Source organism: Rhodococcus sp. 114MFTsu3.1 (assembly GCF_000383555.1).
In the GTDB taxonomy this organism is placed as follows: domain Bacteria; phylum Actinomycetota; class Actinomycetes; order Mycobacteriales; family Mycobacteriaceae; genus Rhodococcoides; species Rhodococcoides fascians_E.
Map to the genome: position 1 here is coordinate 82,504 of NZ_KB911557.1, position 15,676 is coordinate 98,179.

At 63.5% G+C, this 15,676-nt stretch carries 15 protein-coding genes; 9 read left to right on the forward strand and 6 right to left on the reverse strand.

All coding sequences use genetic code 11. The features are described from left to right. Genes H292_RS0121850 through H292_RS0121865 form a run of 4 tightly spaced genes read right to left on the reverse strand, consistent with a single transcriptional unit; the run spans position 1 to position 4,826 of the window. Positions 1-1,461 carry a pyruvate, phosphate dikinase gene (locus H292_RS0121850; RefSeq protein WP_020112733.1) on the reverse strand — a complete coding sequence of 487 codons (1,461 nt, stop codon included), beginning with the start codon at positions 1,459-1,461 and terminating at the stop codon, positions 1-3. Further along, on the reverse strand, positions 1,458-2,237 hold the full coding sequence (locus H292_RS0121855; RefSeq protein ID WP_019667716.1) for an SDR family oxidoreductase: 780 nt from the start codon (positions 2,235-2,237) through the stop codon (positions 1,458-1,460). Before H292_RS0121855 ends, H292_RS0121850 begins: the two co-directional genes overlap by 4 nt. Further along, a complete protein-coding gene (locus tag H292_RS0121860; protein WP_231383884.1) occupies positions 2,234-3,631 on the reverse strand; it encodes an aldehyde dehydrogenase family protein in 1,398 nt (465 codons plus the stop codon). Before H292_RS0121860 ends, H292_RS0121855 begins: the two co-directional genes overlap by 4 nt. Beyond that, positions 3,624-4,826, reverse strand: a complete 1,203-nt coding sequence (locus H292_RS0121865) for a cytochrome P450 (RefSeq protein ID WP_020112735.1) — start codon at positions 4,824-4,826, stop codon at positions 3,624-3,626. Before H292_RS0121865 ends, H292_RS0121860 begins: the two co-directional genes overlap by 8 nt. 146 nt (positions 4,827-4,972) lie before the next feature. Between H292_RS0121865 and H292_RS0121870 the strand changes: the two genes are divergently transcribed. Together H292_RS0121870 and H292_RS0121875 are read left to right on the forward strand one after the other, a co-directional pair. Continuing rightward, on the forward strand, positions 4,973-6,469 hold the full coding sequence (locus H292_RS0121870) for an AMP-binding protein (RefSeq protein ID WP_020112736.1): 1,497 nt from the start codon (positions 4,973-4,975) through the stop codon (positions 6,467-6,469). Further along, on the forward strand, positions 6,466-7,077 hold the full coding sequence (locus H292_RS0121875; protein ID WP_020112737.1) for a hypothetical protein: 612 nt from the start codon (positions 6,466-6,468) through the stop codon (positions 7,075-7,077). Before H292_RS0121870 ends, H292_RS0121875 begins: the two co-directional genes overlap by 4 nt. A 51-nt stretch (positions 7,078-7,128) precedes the next feature. Here the strand turns inward: H292_RS0121875 and surE are convergent, their stop codons facing one another. Then, on the reverse strand, positions 7,129-7,917 hold the full coding sequence (gene surE, locus H292_RS0121880) for a 5'/3'-nucleotidase SurE (RefSeq protein ID WP_027498975.1): 789 nt from the start codon (positions 7,915-7,917) through the stop codon (positions 7,129-7,131). Between the two features lie 269 nt (positions 7,918-8,186). Between surE and H292_RS0121885 the strand changes: the two genes are divergently transcribed. The 6 genes from H292_RS0121885 to H292_RS0121910 all read left to right on the forward strand — a co-directional run bounded on the left by H292_RS0121885 (position 8,187) and on the right by H292_RS0121910 (position 14,171). Next, positions 8,187-9,920, forward strand: a complete 1,734-nt coding sequence (locus H292_RS0121885; protein ID WP_019663282.1) for a PEP-utilizing enzyme — start codon at positions 8,187-8,189, stop codon at positions 9,918-9,920. Between the two features lie 13 nt (positions 9,921-9,933). Further along, positions 9,934-11,025 carry a phosphotransferase gene (locus H292_RS0121890; RefSeq protein ID WP_020112739.1) on the forward strand — a complete coding sequence of 364 codons (1,092 nt, stop codon included), beginning with the start codon at positions 9,934-9,936 and terminating at the stop codon, positions 11,023-11,025. Then, positions 11,018-12,067 (forward strand): TIGR03857 family LLM class F420-dependent oxidoreductase, encoded by a 1,050-nt coding sequence (locus tag H292_RS0121895; protein ID WP_020112740.1) that lies wholly within the window; start codon positions 11,018-11,020, stop codon positions 12,065-12,067. Before H292_RS0121890 ends, H292_RS0121895 begins: the two co-directional genes overlap by 8 nt. Next, on the forward strand, positions 12,064-12,414 hold the full coding sequence (locus H292_RS0121900) for a hypothetical protein (RefSeq protein WP_020112741.1): 351 nt from the start codon (positions 12,064-12,066) through the stop codon (positions 12,412-12,414). Before H292_RS0121895 ends, H292_RS0121900 begins: the two co-directional genes overlap by 4 nt. Then, positions 12,411-13,517 (forward strand): phosphotransferase family protein, encoded by a 1,107-nt coding sequence (locus H292_RS0121905; RefSeq protein ID WP_020112742.1) that lies wholly within the window; start codon positions 12,411-12,413, stop codon positions 13,515-13,517. The genes H292_RS0121900 and H292_RS0121905 overlap by 4 nt, the downstream gene beginning before the upstream one ends. 111 nt (positions 13,518-13,628) lie before the next feature. Further along, positions 13,629-14,171, forward strand: a complete 543-nt coding sequence (locus H292_RS0121910) for a DUF2231 domain-containing protein (protein WP_019663287.1) — start codon at positions 13,629-13,631, stop codon at positions 14,169-14,171. Between the two features lie 38 nt (positions 14,172-14,209). On the opposite strand, the gene H292_RS0121915 is transcribed toward H292_RS0121910, so the two are convergent. Then, positions 14,210-14,893, reverse strand: coding sequence for a TerD family protein (locus H292_RS0121915; RefSeq protein WP_020112743.1), 684 nt, complete (start codon positions 14,891-14,893; stop codon positions 14,210-14,212). 135 nt (positions 14,894-15,028) lie between these two features. On the opposite strand from H292_RS0121915, the gene H292_RS0121920 reads away from it, so the two are divergent. After that, on the forward strand, positions 15,029-15,673 hold the full coding sequence (locus H292_RS0121920; RefSeq protein ID WP_026347464.1) for a VWA domain-containing protein: 645 nt from the start codon (positions 15,029-15,031) through the stop codon (positions 15,671-15,673). The last annotated feature ends 3 nt before the right edge of the window (positions 15,674-15,676 follow it).

The window sequence follows — 15,676 nt, forward strand, 5'->3', positions numbered from 1 at the left end:
TCATGCACTTTCGAGAGGCCGGTTGGTCACCGACGCCAGATGGTGGTCGGCCGGAAGAGGGTTGGGAAGCCACGTCAACAGTTCGGTCAACGACTCATGAGTCCGCGTGCCTGCCTGCAGGACGTTCCCCTCGTAGATCTTCCCTGACGCGCCGTCGACGGTGATGGTGCGTCCCAGCAATGCATCGACGGTGCCCGGACCGCACCCGACTACGCAGGGCAGCCCGATCTCGCGACAGACGAGCGCGGCGTGCGACGTCGAACCTCCCACCTCGGTGACCACCGCCACGGATTCGAACATTGCAGGAACATCGTCGGGTGCAGTCGACGGTCTGACGAGGACCACGGCCGTACCGTCGGCTGCGAGACGCTGAGCTTCGTCGGTATCGGTGACGGCCACACCTGCTGCTGCGCCAGGGCCGGCGCCGTTGCCCTGTGCGACGACAGGAGCACCGGCTCCGACCTCGTCGGTCTGTTCGAGTGATCGGATGTGCTCCGCCGATACTCGCTCGACGGCTTCGCTGTGCGAGATGGTTCCGGAGTGAGCCAGGTCGACGGCCACTTGCACCGCTGCGGCTGCGGACCGCTTGCCTTTCCGACACTGCAGTACGTAGAGCGTGTCGGACTCGATGGTGAACTCGATGTCCACCAAGTCGCGGTGATCCTGCTCGAGCACCTCGGCGATCTTCTCGAGCTCGGCATAGTGGTGCGGCAAGCTCTGTTTCAGATGGCCGACCGGAGTCGGGGTGCGTTCCCCGGACACCACGTCCTCGCCCTGCGCCCGGGCCAACCATTCCCCGAAGATCGCGTTCTCGCCGGTGCTCGGATTGCGACTGAACAGCACGCCGGTTCCTGATCGTTCGTCGCGATTTCCGAAGACCATGGCCTGCACCGTGACAGCGGTTCCGGTGCCCGTGCCGAGGCCGTGACGAGCCCGGTAAGCGGCGACACGTTCGTTGTTCCACGAATCGAACACCGCACCGATTGCGTTTCGGAGTTGTCGGTAGGGATCGTCGGGGACCGGTCCGACGATGGACGTGTAGCTCTCACAGAAGCGAGTCCACGTGTTTCGTGCCCACTCGGTGTCTCCGGTGGCGTCGGCAAGTCCGTCCCGCAGTGGCTCGGTGAGACCCAGATTGAGCACCGTGTCCATCATGCCCGGCATGCTCTGCGCGGCTCCGGACCGAACCGATACGAGGAGAGGAAACGGTCCGACGCCGAACTTCCGGCCTGTCTCGTGTTCGAGGCGGGCCAGATGCTCGAGGACCTCGGACCACACGTCGTCGGGTAAAGCTCCACCGTTGTCGTGGTACTGCGCACAGAGCGGTGTGGTCAGAGCGAAAGCCGGTGGAACAGGTAGTCCCAGGGCGCGCATCTTGTTGACGCTGTAGGCTTTTCCGCCGAGCAGCTCGCGGCTGCCTGGTTCGGTGCCGTTCAGATCTACGATCGTCGGCATGCTCATGACGCGAGTCCTTTCAGTGGGTTCGACACGAGAGCGGACCTGGTCGCGAACAGGCCGCCCTCGACCGGTACATCGATGCCGTTGGTCCAGGACGCAGCAGGGGAGAGGAAGAATTCTACGACGGCGGCGATTTCGTCGGCGGTACCGTGTCGACCGACTGCAGCCTGCGACCGATCGATGGAGGCCGCACCCATACTCGCTTCGAAGTCGGCGAGGATCGGCGTCTCGGTCGGGCCTGGGCTGACCGACACGACACCGATTCCGCGGGGGATCAGGTGGCAGGCGAGCGACGACGTCCACTCCAGCACCGCACGTTTCGACGTGTCGTAGGCGGCAGGGCCGTCGAGGGGATACGCGTCGAGCCACGAGCGCAGTCCTGCACGGTCCGTCACTTCCAACAGGCGGGCGATCTCGGGTAGTCCGAGTGTGTTGCGATGTGCCGCAACGGAAGCGACGTTGACTATACGCGCGCCTCGCTGCATCGTGCCCACACACCGTGCGGTGAGCAGTCGCATGCCCAGTGTGTTGACCGCGAGTACCGTGTCGGCTGGGGCCGTTCCGGGAACACCGGCGACGTTGGCGAGCATGTCGACCTGCGATGGAAGCTCCGCTGCCTCGATAGCGTCCGGATCGGACAGGTCGCAGAGAACGGAGCGGGCGTCCGGCTCCGGACACGGATTCCTGTCCAGGGCCCAGACCTCGTGGCCGGCGGCAACTGCTCGGCGCACCAGTGCCAAACCGATGCCCGACGCTGCACCCGTTACGACCAGTGTCATGACATCACCGCCGTGACATCGGTGAACTCACTGAGCCCGAGCGCGCCGAGCTCGCGTCCGTACCCGGACTGTTTGACGCCACCGAACGGTACGGTAGGCCTGTCTCTGGTTTTCACACCGTTCACCTTGACCTGTCCCACATGGAGTTTCGTTGCCACACTCTCGGCTTCGGACGTCTCGCCCCAGACTTCCGCGGACAGCCCGAAATCGCTGTCGTTTGCCAGCTGTATTGCTTCGTCGGCATCGCGGTAGGTCTGGAGTACGACGACCGGTCCGAAGATCTCTTCGCGAACGGCTCGGGCGGTTGCCGGAAGATCGGCAATCACAGTCGGGGCCACGAAGCAGCCCGACTCGGGCTTGCCGGTGCCGACGACGAGACGTCCGCCGTCGGCCAGGGCGGACTGTGCGTAGTCGACAACACGATCCAATTGACGTTTGGATGCGAGTGGACCGTGTGTGGTGGCTGGATCGGACGGGTCACCCAGTACGTAGGTCACCTCGGCAATGCGTTCTTCGATCTCACCTGCCAGTTCTGCGGGAATCACCAGGCGCGTGGGCGCATTGCATGCCTGCCCGGAGTTGACGAGTGCGCTTCCGAGCGCACCGGTCACCGCAACATCGAGGTCGGCGCCGCGCAGGAGCACCGCAGGCGATTTTCCGCCGAGCTCCAGGGTCGTCCTGGACAGTGCCCCTGCTGCGAGGGTGGCCACTGTGCGACCGGCTGCGACACTTCCGGTGAAGGACACGTGGGTGACGCCCGGGTGGGCGGCCAAGGCGGACCCGGTGATTGCGCCTGTGCCTTGGACCACGTCGAATGCGCCTGGTGGCACTCCCGCGTCCAGGAAGATCCGTGCGATCAGTACGGCATCGAAGGGTGTGGCTTCCGACGGCTTGAGGACAACGGCGCAGCCTGCGGCCAGTGCTGCGGACACTTTCGCGACGATCTGGTGGACGGGCATGTTCCACGGTGTGATCGCAGCTACGACTCCGCTCGGGCGACGCCGAAGGCGAGCACCGGCGATGTCTTCGACCCACGGGAACGACCGGGCTGTAGCCGCGGCGGAACGTAGAACCGTTGCGGGCAAACGAGCCTGTGTCACCGTGGAGAGTCCGATGGGCATGCCCATCTCTCCGGTCACTGTGGATGCGATGGTCGTGCTGTGTTCGTCGACCAGCTGTGCGGCACGTTCGAGCACGGCGGCACGTTCGTCGACCGGCACGCGTGACCACTCGTCGAATGCTTCTGCGGCAGAACGCACTGCGTGATCCACCGATGTAGGGCCGGATTCGTGTGTCGACCCGATGGATCGGCCGGTGAACGGGTCGACGACGTCGATGAGGTCACCCGACGCCGACGCGGCACCGTCGATCAGGGTCACCGCATGTTCAGCCATCGAATCGGGTCACTTTCACCGGCAACGTCTTGATTCCTCGAAAGAAGTTGCTCTGCAATCGGTTCACGTCACCTGTGACGTCCATGCGCAGGCCTCGTTCGACGATGCGTTGAAAGAACAGCTTGGCCTCGAGGCGCGCCAGGTTCGAGCCGAGACACGCGTGCGCGCCCCAACCGAAACCGACGTGTTCGTTGGGGAATCGGTCACCTCGAAACTCCTCGGGATTGTCGAACACCCGCTCGTCGCGATTGGCCGAACAGAACCACATGACCACCTTGTCGCCGGTTCGGATCGTCTTGCCGTGCATGTCGATATCGCGAGTCGCGGTGCGACGCATCGAGAGAACGGGAGAGGTCATTCGCACCATCTCCTCGACGACGACGCGGATCTTCGCGGGGTTCTCTCGCATGTAATTCCACCAACGGGGGTTCTCGTGCAGCAGCTGAACTCCGCCGGACAACAGGTTCCTGGTGGTCTCGTTTCCCGCGACCATGAGAATCAGGTAATAGGCGTCGAGATAACCACGCGTCAGGGGCTTTCCGTCCAGTTCGGCAGCCGTGAGGACGCTGATCAGGTCGTCGGCTGGGCACTGTCGGCGCAGCTCCTCCAAGCCCCGAAAGTAGCCGAAGACCTCATCGCGGGCTCGGACTGCTGTCTCGGGACCCTCCGAGTAGTCCGGATCCTCGCTTGCCATCTGGTTGGTCCACCTCAACAGGTTCGGGCAGTCCTCGAGCGGAGCACCCAGGAGTCGGCCGATCATCACCAGTGGAAGTTGGGAAGTGACGGTGGCGACGAGGTCGACGGTTCCTGCATCGGTGGCGGTGTCGAGCAAGGAATCGATGACGGCGGCGATGTCCTTTTCCAGTGATTTGATCTTCACCGGCCGTACGTGAGGAGTCACGATCCCGCGTAGCGGTCCGTGTTCGGGCGGATCGACGTGATGGATGCTGCGTGCGCCTTCACCCTCGGCGCGCCTGCTGGCGATCTGGGTACCGTCGGTGACGGAGAAGTCCTCGAACGACGAGGCAACGGTCTTGACGTCGTCGTATCTGGTGACCGACCAGAATCCCGGTCCGTTCGGTTCTTCGTTCCAGTGCAAAGCATCTGCGTCGCGTAGATGCGCGAAGATAGTGTGGTCGGATCCGTCCGCGAAAGGACGGAGGTCCATCAGGTCGACGTCGTCGGTGATCGTCATCGTGTCCTCCCGTGTACTGCTTGGTTTGCGACTCGGGTTTCACTAAACCACACTTTCAAAGTGGTGTGAACCACATCTTGTGAAAAAAGTGACGTGCGCATATCTTGAAAACGTTAGTGACCGACTATTCGCAAACGAGGTTTCAGGTGTACCCACCGAGCATTGCCCGGGACAGACCGGACGACCTGGCCTACGTCATGGCGGGTTCAGGTGCGTCGCTGACGTACGGCGAGCTCGATGCCCGGTCCAATCAACTGGCACACAGATGGCGTGAGCACGGCCTGAGCAGCGGCGACACCGTCGTCATCGTGATGGAGAACAATCTCCACTGGCCCGTCGTCGTCGCTGCCGGGATGCGTACCGGGATGTTCGTGACGCCGGTGAACTGGCATCTCCAGGCGACGGAGCTGGCGGCTCTGGTGTCCGAAGCGGAGCCCGCGTGTGTCGTCACCAGTGCAGGACTGGCATCGACGGTGGCAGGAGCATTGGAATCCGCAGGGCAACGCCCGCTGCGCTTGTGCGTCGACGACGTTCCCGGTTTCGAACACCTCGCGAGCACGCTCGACGGGCGGCCCGAGACTCCGGTCGACGGTGAACTGCTCGGTGCGCGGGTGCTGTTCAGTGGCGGAACAACCGGTCGTCCCAAGGTCTTTCGTCAGTCTCTTCTCGGAGTGCACCCGGAGGATGCCCCGCCGCGACATGCAGGTCTCGTCGACAAGTTGGAGATCGACGCGGACACGGTGCTGTTGTCACCCGCACCGAACTATCACGCAGCGCCGTTCACCTTCCAGCTCATCACGCTGGCGGCGGGCGGAACGATCGTCTGTATGGAGAAGTTCGACGCCGCGGATGCGTTGGATGCGATCGGGGCCTACGGTGTGACGCACTCGCAGTGGGTGCCGACGATGCTCGTCCGGTTGCTGAACCTTCAGGGCGCCGATCGTTACCGTCCGGCATCTCATCGGGTCGCGTTCACGTCGGGTGCTCCGTGCTCCGTCGACGTCAAGAACGGAATCGATCGGTGGTGGGGGCCGATTCTGCACGAGTATTACGGGGCTTCCGAGGGTTACGGGCATACGTACATCTCCCCGATGGACGCCAGGACGCATCCCGGTTCGGTGGGTAAGCCGCTCGGATCGACGGCGGTGCACATCACCGACGACGACGGTGTCGAAGTGGTTGCCGGGCAGGTGGGAACTGTCTGGTTCGAACCCGTTACGGCGCAGTCCTACACGAATGCGGCCGACTCCAGCGGGTGGAAACAGATGGGCGACGTCGGATACGTCGACGTCGACGGCTTCCTCTATCTGGTCGGGCGCAAGGGTTTCATGATCATCTCCGGGGGTGTCAACATCTATCCCGACGAGATCGAGGCAGTACTCGTCGGACACCCGGGTGTTCTCGATGCGGCAGTCTTCGGCATTCCCGACGCGGAATTCGGTGAACGGGTCAAAGCTGTCGTCGAGCTGGCCGACACTGCGGTCACCGAGGCCGACCTCATCGCGTACTGCCGGGACCGATTGGCCCACTACAAGACTCCGCGGGTCGTGGAGTTCGTCGCGAGGCTCCCTCGGTTGCCGACCGGCAAGTTGAACAAGCGTGCATTGAAAGACGAATTCGCTTCTACAGGAGGGCACTCATGACGACCACTGCGCAGGAATCGTTCTCGATTCTGCATTCCATCCGAATCAAGGGACTGGCGACGGATCCGGTCCTGGCCGCGATGGTCGGACTTGCCCCTGACGTACTTGCGTCGCGGCTGGAGCCGCTCCTCCAGGATCATCTGGTCGTGCGGAAGGAGGGGCGGATGAGCGGGACGATGCTGACTCCGGTCGGGAAGGAACTCCATGCCGAGTTGCTGGGTGCGGTGCATCCGGGCCCGGCGGTCGCGGAGTTTCATCACGTGTTCCTGCCGCTGAACAGGCGATTCAAGCAGATCTGTAATGAGTGGCAGATGCGCGACGAGACGACGCCGAACGACCACTCGGATCCGGACTACGACTCCGGCGTCGTGAACGATCTGGCTGCCGTCCACGTCGAGATCGTCGAAGCGCTGGAACCGTTGGGGGTGGAGGACCCTCGCATGGGGTTGTATTCCTCCAGGCTGTCGGCGGCGCTGACGCGGATCGAGGGCGGTGATCGCGCTGCGTTCGCGAGGCCGATGTACGACAGCTACCACGACATCTGGATGGAACTGCACCAGGACCTGATCATGGTGTCCGGCCGGAAACGTGGTGAGCAGGACGAGTAGGCCGCTTCGCGGCATGTGAGTGGAAATGCGCACCCTGGTGCGCATTTCCACTCACCAGCGCGTAGCGCCCGCGGTCTTCAACACGTCGACGACTGTACCCAGGGTCGTGGCGGCGACATCGTCGTCGGACCCGACGGACGTGAGTGCAGTCACCGCGACCGAGCCGGCTCGAACCGTCGCCGCATCGGTACCCATGCTCAAACCGCTTGTGTTGTCGTAACGCAACAGTTCCACTCCGCCGTCCACTCGAGTGATTCTCAGTCCGAGCAGGCTGCGTGCGCCGAGGGATGCGACGCAGAGGCCGCGCAACTGGTCGAAGTCCACGTCCGGGACATTCACGTTCAGTGTCATTCGGTGCGCGTCGTTCTCCTCTATCCACCGCACGACTCGAACTGCGACCTCGGCTGCCGTGTCGAACCGGTGGTCGGGAGGGAAACCGCAGCTGACGGCCACCCCGCCTATGCCGGCGATTCGAGCCGTCAGTACAGCGCCCACGGTGGACGAGAAAAGTACGGATCTGCCGGTGTTGTGGCCGGGATTGATACCACTGACCACGAGATCCGGCTGCGGACCGAACTGTCCTGCGCAGAACGCGAGGACTGCGAATGCAGGCGGGCAGTCGAACGCGAACGCTTCCACTGTCGGAAGTCCTGGAAGCGTCCGTGGTTCGACGGCGACGACTGCGCCGTGTTCCAGCGTGCCGAGCGACGTTCCGCTTCCACTGCTCTCCGTCATGGGAGCGCCGACGACGATCTCGTGTCCTGCTCGGACGAGTGCCTGTGCCACGGTCGACAAGCCGGGCGCGTCGATTCCGTCGTCGTTGGTGACCAGAATGCGCATCGCAGTTCCCCTTTCGCGCACCCGGCAGAAAAGTGGGTGCACTAGTGATCGTCCACCGATAGTGACTTAGTGTTCGCACTTTTGTCCAGCTTTCGGGTGTGGACCACTGAACAGCGGGGCGAATGGCGTCCGGAATCCGCGGAAAGACTATTGACACCGTGATCGCAGTCACATAATACTGTGAATACACGTTCGCTAACCATTCGGTACGACGAAGGCTTCGACGGGATCGCCCGCACGGAAGACCGTCTCGACGAAAGAGGTACGACATGGCCGAGTGGCCGATCAACGACGCAACGTCCAAGGTGTTTCCGCTGTACTCGCGGGCCAACGTCGGTGAGATCTTCCCGGACCCCATCAGCCCACTGAATGCATCGGTCGGATTTCAGCACGGACTGGAACCGGGTTGGCGCGACGCCTTCGTGGCCTGCGGAGTGTGGGACAAGGACCTCTACGACGAGACCGTCCCCATGAACATCCTGCCGGCCTTCGGGAGCTACCTCTACATCAACATGTCCCTGATGCGGTTGTTCGGTGTTCGCGTCCCGGGGATGTCCGCGGAGGCTGTCGATCTGCAGTACTTCGGAGACATGCCGGGAATTCCCAGCTACGAGAGCGAACGCCGCGACTTCGACGAGAACGCGGAGTACGAGGCCAAGGCCGGGCAGTGGCTCGGCGAGCAGGTGCTCGGCGCCACCGATCTCGCCGCGTACGACGCAGACCGCGTCGAGGTGGAGCGAATCCGAGCGGAGCGTCCCGACTTGGCCACGCTGTCCGACGCCGAATTGTTCTCGCGCATGCGCTCGTTCGAGACACTGCTGCGTCGTCTCTTCAAGCACCACATCGAAGCCAGCCTCAAGTCGGGTGTCGGCCTGGGTGCCATGGCGCAGCTGACGGAAGCGATCGGCCGCCCCGAACTTGCTCTCACTCTCGTCGCGGGGATCGGGAACATCGACTCGGCACTGCCGTCGATCAGGATGTGGAACCTGGGCCGCCTCGCGCAGAAGCCGCAGATCGCCGAGCTCTTCGACGCAGGTGTCGCAGAGTTGTACGAGCGTCTGAGCGCTTCCGACGATTCCGATGTCGTGGCGTTCACCCGCGAGCTCGACGACTTCCTGACGGACTGGGACTTCCGCGGTCCCGCCGAGTGGGAGATCCGCGCCACCACGTGGGGAGTGAATCCTGCTCTGGCGCTCGGCACGATCGACAGGATGCGTCACGTCGACGAATCCGAGGCTCCGGAGACGAAGACCGCAGAGCGTGCTTCCCAACGGGAGGCCGCATCGGCACTGGTGCGTGAAGCCCTTGCCGCGGACGCGGAGGCGTCGGGACAGTTCGAAGCTGTGCTGAACGCTGCCGCACTCTGGATGCGAGGCCGCGAACGCGGACGCACGACGGCCGCGATGCTGATGCACGAGATTCGGCTTGCTGCACTCGAACTGGGCCGGCGCGGTGTGGCCGCGGGCTCGCTGATCGAAGTGAAGCACATCTTCATGCTGTTCGCCGACGAGATCGACACCTACCTCTCGGATCCCGCGACGCTCACCTCCACTCTCGCCGACCGTGAGAGGACGTATCTGGACCTGTTCGACCGTCAGCCGCCTTTCGTCGTCGACGGCACAGCTCCACCGGTCGAGGAGTGGCCGCTCCGAGCCGACCGGCGCAGCACTCTGCTGGGGCAGGGGGAGTCGATCGTCGGTGTCTCCGGATGTACCGGAATCGCCCGCGGCCGAGCCCGTGTGCTGCTCTCACCGGACGATCCGTCGGCACTCGAGGCGGGCGACATTCTCGTCGCGCCCATCACGGACCCGTCGTGGACGCCGTTGTTCGTCACGGCCGCGGCAGTGGTGGTCGACGTCGGTGCCCCGTTCTCCCATGCCGCGATCGTCAGTCGCGAGCTGGGTATCCCGTGCATCGTGTCGGCGACGGACGCAACCGTCCGCATTGCCGACGGTGCCCAGATCGAAGTGGACGGTTCGACCGGAACCGTGACGGTTCTCTAGGAGGCGGCCCCACATGCACGCATCGGACATATGTCCCAGCTGGATCGACGAGGTTCTGCACGACGCCGGCCTGCTCGACCCCATGCTGACCGTCACCGCCGTCGATGCACGTCCCATCGGGACCGGTCAGGTTGCCGACAGCATCCAAGTGACTCCGACGTACTCGGGATCGACCGACGCGCCGTCGTCGTTCGTGTTGAAGGTCAGTTCCGAGAACGAGCAGAGTCGGTCCGCGGGACGGACGGAGATGAACTATCTTCGCGAGGTCCGCTTCTACCAGGACATCGCCCCTCGTCTGAAAGTGCGAGTCCCGGTCTGTCATCACGCCGAGATCGATTCCAATCGAACAGAGTTCGTGCTCGTGCTGGAGGACCTCAGCCCCGCGCGACCCGGTGACCAGATTCGCGGATGCACCGTCGAGGAGACGACGCTCGCCGTCGTCGAGGCGGCGCGCATCCACGCTCCGTTCTGGGGATCCGCCGAACTCGACGGCAACCCGTGGCTCGACATTTCCGGCACCTACTGGGCCAGGTTCGTCGACATGATGCCGTTGTGGTGGGCGGGGTTCGAGGAGAGATATCGTGACAGGCTCACTGCCGAGGACCTCGCGTTGGGGCGCGCGTTCACCGAGCACATAGCCGACTACTACGCGGCGCTGCGGACCGTCCCCTTCACTGTTCAGCACGGAGACTTCCGTCCGGACAATGTGTTGTTCGACGCGGCGGGTGGTGACGTTTCGTTGGCAGTGTTGGATTGGCAGACAGTGATATTCGCCCCGGGCACAGTCGATGTCGCGTACTTCGTCGGTGGTGCACTCGATCAGGACACCCGCCGGGCGAACGAAGCGGCTCTGCTGAAGGTCTATCACGACGAGCTTCGTGCCCTCGGCGTCGCGAACTACGGCTTCGACGACTTGCTGCGTGACTATCCGATCGGGACGTTCCAGAACTTGGTCATCGGTGTCGCGGCAGCGATGCTCGTCGTTCGAACCGAGCGGGGTGACGACCTGTTCGTGTCGATGGTCGCGAATTCGCTGGCCCATGCTCGTGACCACGATGCGCTGGCGAGGATCATCGAACAGTCGAAGCAGGCTGTCCATGTCTGAGCCGCGCGTCGATCGATTGGGTTTCTACACGCTGGGCGGCCACGTCGAGAGCCCGAGAACCATGCTCGACGAGTTGGCCGAGGCCGAGGCCATGGGCATCGGGCAGGCATTCATCTCCGAGCGCCTCAACGTCAAGGAAGCGTGCGCATTGTCGGGTGCTGCGGGCGCGGTCACGTCGACCATCGGTGTCACGACGGCTGCCACCAACATCAACACCCGCCATCCGTCGATCACCGCTGCGTTCGGATCGACCATGCACCGACTGACCGGCGGCCGGTTCACTCTCGGTGTCGGTCGTGGACTCGTGCCGCAGATCGCGGCGATGGGGCTGAAGCAGACCACCACAGGGCAGCTCGAGGAGTTCGCGCACGTCATGCGTCGGTTGTGGCGAGGCGAGAAGATCCTGGATTACGACGGTCCGCTGGGGAAGTATCCAGCTCTGTCTTTGGATCCCACCTTCGACGAGGACATTCCGCTGGCGACGACTGCGTTCGGAGACCGGACACTTGCGATGGCGGGCCGGGCGTACGACGTGGTGGTCCTGCACACGTTCTTCTCCGACGAGACCGTCGTGCGGTCGGTGAAGGCGGTGCGGGACGCGGCCGAGCACGCAGGCCGCGATCCGAACAGTGTGCAGGTGTGGTCCTGCTATGCCACGGTCAGCGACGAGATCGACGAGCAGACGATGCTGAAGAAGACCGTCGGCCGCATCGCAACCTACCTGCAGGTGTACGGCGACCTGTTGGTGTCGACCAACCGGTGGGATTCGGCGAAGCTCGAGGAGTTCCGTCGCTCGGCCGTAGTACGAAACCTACCCGGATGGGCCGACGCGGTAGGCGACACCGACACATTCTCGGAACTGGCGAAGGTCATCCCTGCCGAGTGGCTGGACTGTGCGGCAACGGGTTCACCGCAGCGGTGCGCAGATCTGGTCCGGCATCAATTCGACCTGGGCGTCGACGGGGTGATCCTGCACGGTGCAACGCCGTCGGAACTTCGGTCGACGGTGTCGGTCTTCTCGAATGCTGCGGTGTCCGCATGAACGCCGTTCGACTGGTCGAGAGGTACCTCTTCGAGCTCTACAACGATCGGCAACTTCAGCTGGTGTACGAGATCTGCGGTGATCCGATGGTGCGCCACGCGGCTGGGTCGGTCACCGCACTGAACCGAGACCAACAGCTCGCGCGGATCGAGGCCGATCTCGCAGCTCACGAGCCGGAGTTCTCTGTGGTGACCCTGGTCGGCGACGACACCCATGCGTCGTTGACGTGGAATGCAGTCCGTCGTGCAACAGGCGAGAAGCTGTGCGGCATAGAGATTTTCAAAGCTGACGGCGGTGTCATCACCGACGTCTGGAATTCCGACTACTTCGAAGGATCATGGTCATGAGTACAGTCGAACCACGATTGTTGGACACTGTCGCGGAAATCGATTCCGCGTGGATTCAGTCGGTCCTTCGGTACGCCGGAATTCCGGGTGTCGATGTCGCCTCCGTGTCGGCTGCCCCCATCGGCGCCGGAAACGTCAGTGACACGGTTCGCGTGGCGATCGAGTACTCCGGTGCGGCGGGCGAGGCACCGAAGTCGCTCGTCGTCAAACTGAAGCCGAGTGATCCCGGTGTACATGCTCACGGTTTGCGGAGCGGCGCTTATCACCGGGAGATCGGAGCGTACGTCGATATCTCGGAGCGTCACGCGTGCCGAATTCCGCTGAAGTACTGGGTGACAGGCGACGAGACCACCATCAACCTCGTGATGGAGGATTTGAGCACCACGACGACTGCGGGCAATCAGATCGCGGGGTGCGGCCCGGTGGAAGCAGAATCCGTGATCGTGGAACTGGCTCGGCTGCATTCGGAGTTCTTCCCACTCACCGACGCAACGGCTCCGGGGTGGATGATCCGTCTCGGCGACGTGTGTGAATACTGGTCCGCTGCTGCCGAGAGAGGCGCGCAGGCTGCGTTACGTCGATTCGCCGAAGACCTACCTCGGGAATCGCTGATCGCTGTTTCGGAGGCCACCGCGCTCGTACGAGACTGGTACCGGCTTCCGCAACGCAGACTCACCTTCACTCACGGAGACCCGCGGGTGGACAACATTCTGTTCGACACCTCGGGTGCTGTCCCGGCCGCGATCCTCATCGATTGGCAGGTGACGGGCCTGCGCAATCCCATGTACGACGTCGGTTATTTCATGTCCGGAAGTGTTGCGACGGACGACAGGCGAATCATCGAAAGGCGGCTGCTGCAGCGGTACGTCGACGTGTTCGCCGAGCGTGCATCGGGATACAGCATCGACAAAGCAACGTGTGATTACCAGATCCAACTCCTCAGCGGCCTGTACATCACCTTGGCGGCGATCGACGTTCTACCGGACAACGACGTCGTCAACCGACTGATCCTGGCGTTGCTCGAACGTAACTGCGCGGCAGTGATCGACTGGAAGTCGGTTGCTGCGCTGACGAACGTGACGCAGGCGTTGGAGGTGGCCTGACCCTCACATAGGGATCAGTACAGCTAGTCCTCGCCGCTGGCGTGTACGACGGGCAGTGTGGTTAGCCAACCCAGAGGTTGACGTCGTGATCCGCGGGGTAGGCGAGATCACATGAGCCTCCCCGGAGTATTGAACAGCCTCGAAGATGCGTCCTTCCTGGACAAGGAGAGCGATGCGATCAACGGCGTCCTGAAGCCCGCACTCGACGACACAGTGGTCGGTGGGCTCCTACGCGGGTCGTTCGTGGGCCACCCCATCCACCCCGCATTGGTGAACGTCACGGTCGGCGCGTGGACGAGCGCCGTCGTGCTCGACCTCGTCGGCTTCGAGTCGAAGGCCGCTCAGCGGCTGATCGGGCTCGGTCTGCTGTCGGCGCCCGCAACCATTGCCACCGGGTGGGGTGACTGGTCCACCCGCGGCCCACGTGCACGCCGAGTCGGGATCATCCATGCGGGAGCGAACGCCACCGGCGTGTTCCTGTTTCTCGGCTCGTTCCTCCGTCGACGCCGTCGCACGGACGGAGCCGCGAAGGGTCTCGCGCTCGCCGGACTCACCGCCGCCGGTCTCGGCGGCGTCATCGGTGGTCACCTTGCCTACAGTGTCACCGAGGAGCCGGCCGAGCAGCCCGCGTTCGACGAGCACCAGCTGACGTAGAACCTCGAATCCACGCGGGGCGGGACGATCGCCTTCGGCTACTTTCGTCCCGCAGCCCATTTCATGCCCCAGCCGTACTTCTTGTCGAGATCCGACTGGCTGCCCTGGATGTATTCCACCAAGCGGGTTACGGTGACTCCCTGTTTCCCGCTCTCCAGCAACGCAATTGCGCAAATTCGAGCGGAGTTGCTGTCCGATTCGAGCTTCACCTCGACCTGTGGACCCGAGGTCGGGAACAGGGTGACGACGCCGTCGACTGCGGCCCAGTTGGGGGCGCCCTCGTAGATCATCGCGAAGATCAGGACCCGCTTGAACATCTCGGGGCGGGCGAGGTTGATGTGCATGTTCTCGCCGCCGACGACAGTGCCCGAGCGATCGTCACCGTCCAGTGCGATGTACGGAGCGCGATCGACCGCGCCGAAGCTGTTGCCGAGCGCCTGAATGACGCCCTTGGAGCCGTCGGCGAGTTCGTAGAGGCAGCCGAGGTCGAGGTCGACGCCGCCGGTCCCGTAGGACGCCGCGGCCAGCTTCGCCAGAAAGCCCTTCTTCTTCGGTGCGGGGGCCGCACCCGTCGACCAGTTCAAATTGACACGCATCGTGCCCTGTGACTCGCCCGCCTTCGTCAGGTTCACCGAGGGCGCCGACTTGGACAGCGTCACCTTGCTCAGGCTCACTGCGGGCGTTGCCGGGGTCGAAGGCTTGCGGGTGTAGTCGATCGCCATGAAATTTGCCTACTCGTCGTGGTGTCCGTTTTGCCTTGTCCGAGAATAGCGGGCAAACGTGTCGGTACCCCTCGGTACGGTTCTTCTCATCAGCTTCACCCGCGCGAGTCCGCGCACTTTCTCAGGAGGTTTTCTTTGACGAATCCACAGTTGTCTCTGGTGGCCGCGTTGCTCGACCGCTCGGGTTCCATGAACGCCATTGCCGATGACACTCGCGGTGGTTTCGACTCGTTCATCGCGAAAGAGCGTGCGCACGAGGGTGACACGGTGGTCACTCTTGCGCAGTTCGACGATCGCTACGACATGGTCTACAGCTCGCAACCGATCGATTCGGTTCCGCCTCTCGTGCTCGAGCCTCGGGGCATGACGGCGCTGTACGACGCCATCGGCCGACTCATCACCGATGTGGGCTCGGAGCTCGCAGCAACACCCGAGGACGAGCGTCCTGGTTCCGTCACCTTCCTCGTGATGACCGACGGTCACGAGAACGCGAGCAAGGAGTGGAGCAACACGGCTGTTCGCACCCTCATCGAACAGCAGGAGCGGGACTATCAGTGGGACTTCGTGTTTCTCGGCGCCAACATCGATGCAGTGGACGTGGGCACCGGCCTCGGCTTCGCCCGTGACAAGTCCATGACGTACGTGTCCACCACCGTGGGCGTCACGTCCGCGTTCGATTCGGTGGCGAGCTATCAGAGTCGCAAGCGCGCCTCGGTGATGGGGGCGCCCCCGGTGCAGGGCTTCTCGGAGGAGGATCGTCGCCGAGCTCGAGGGGAGTGAGCG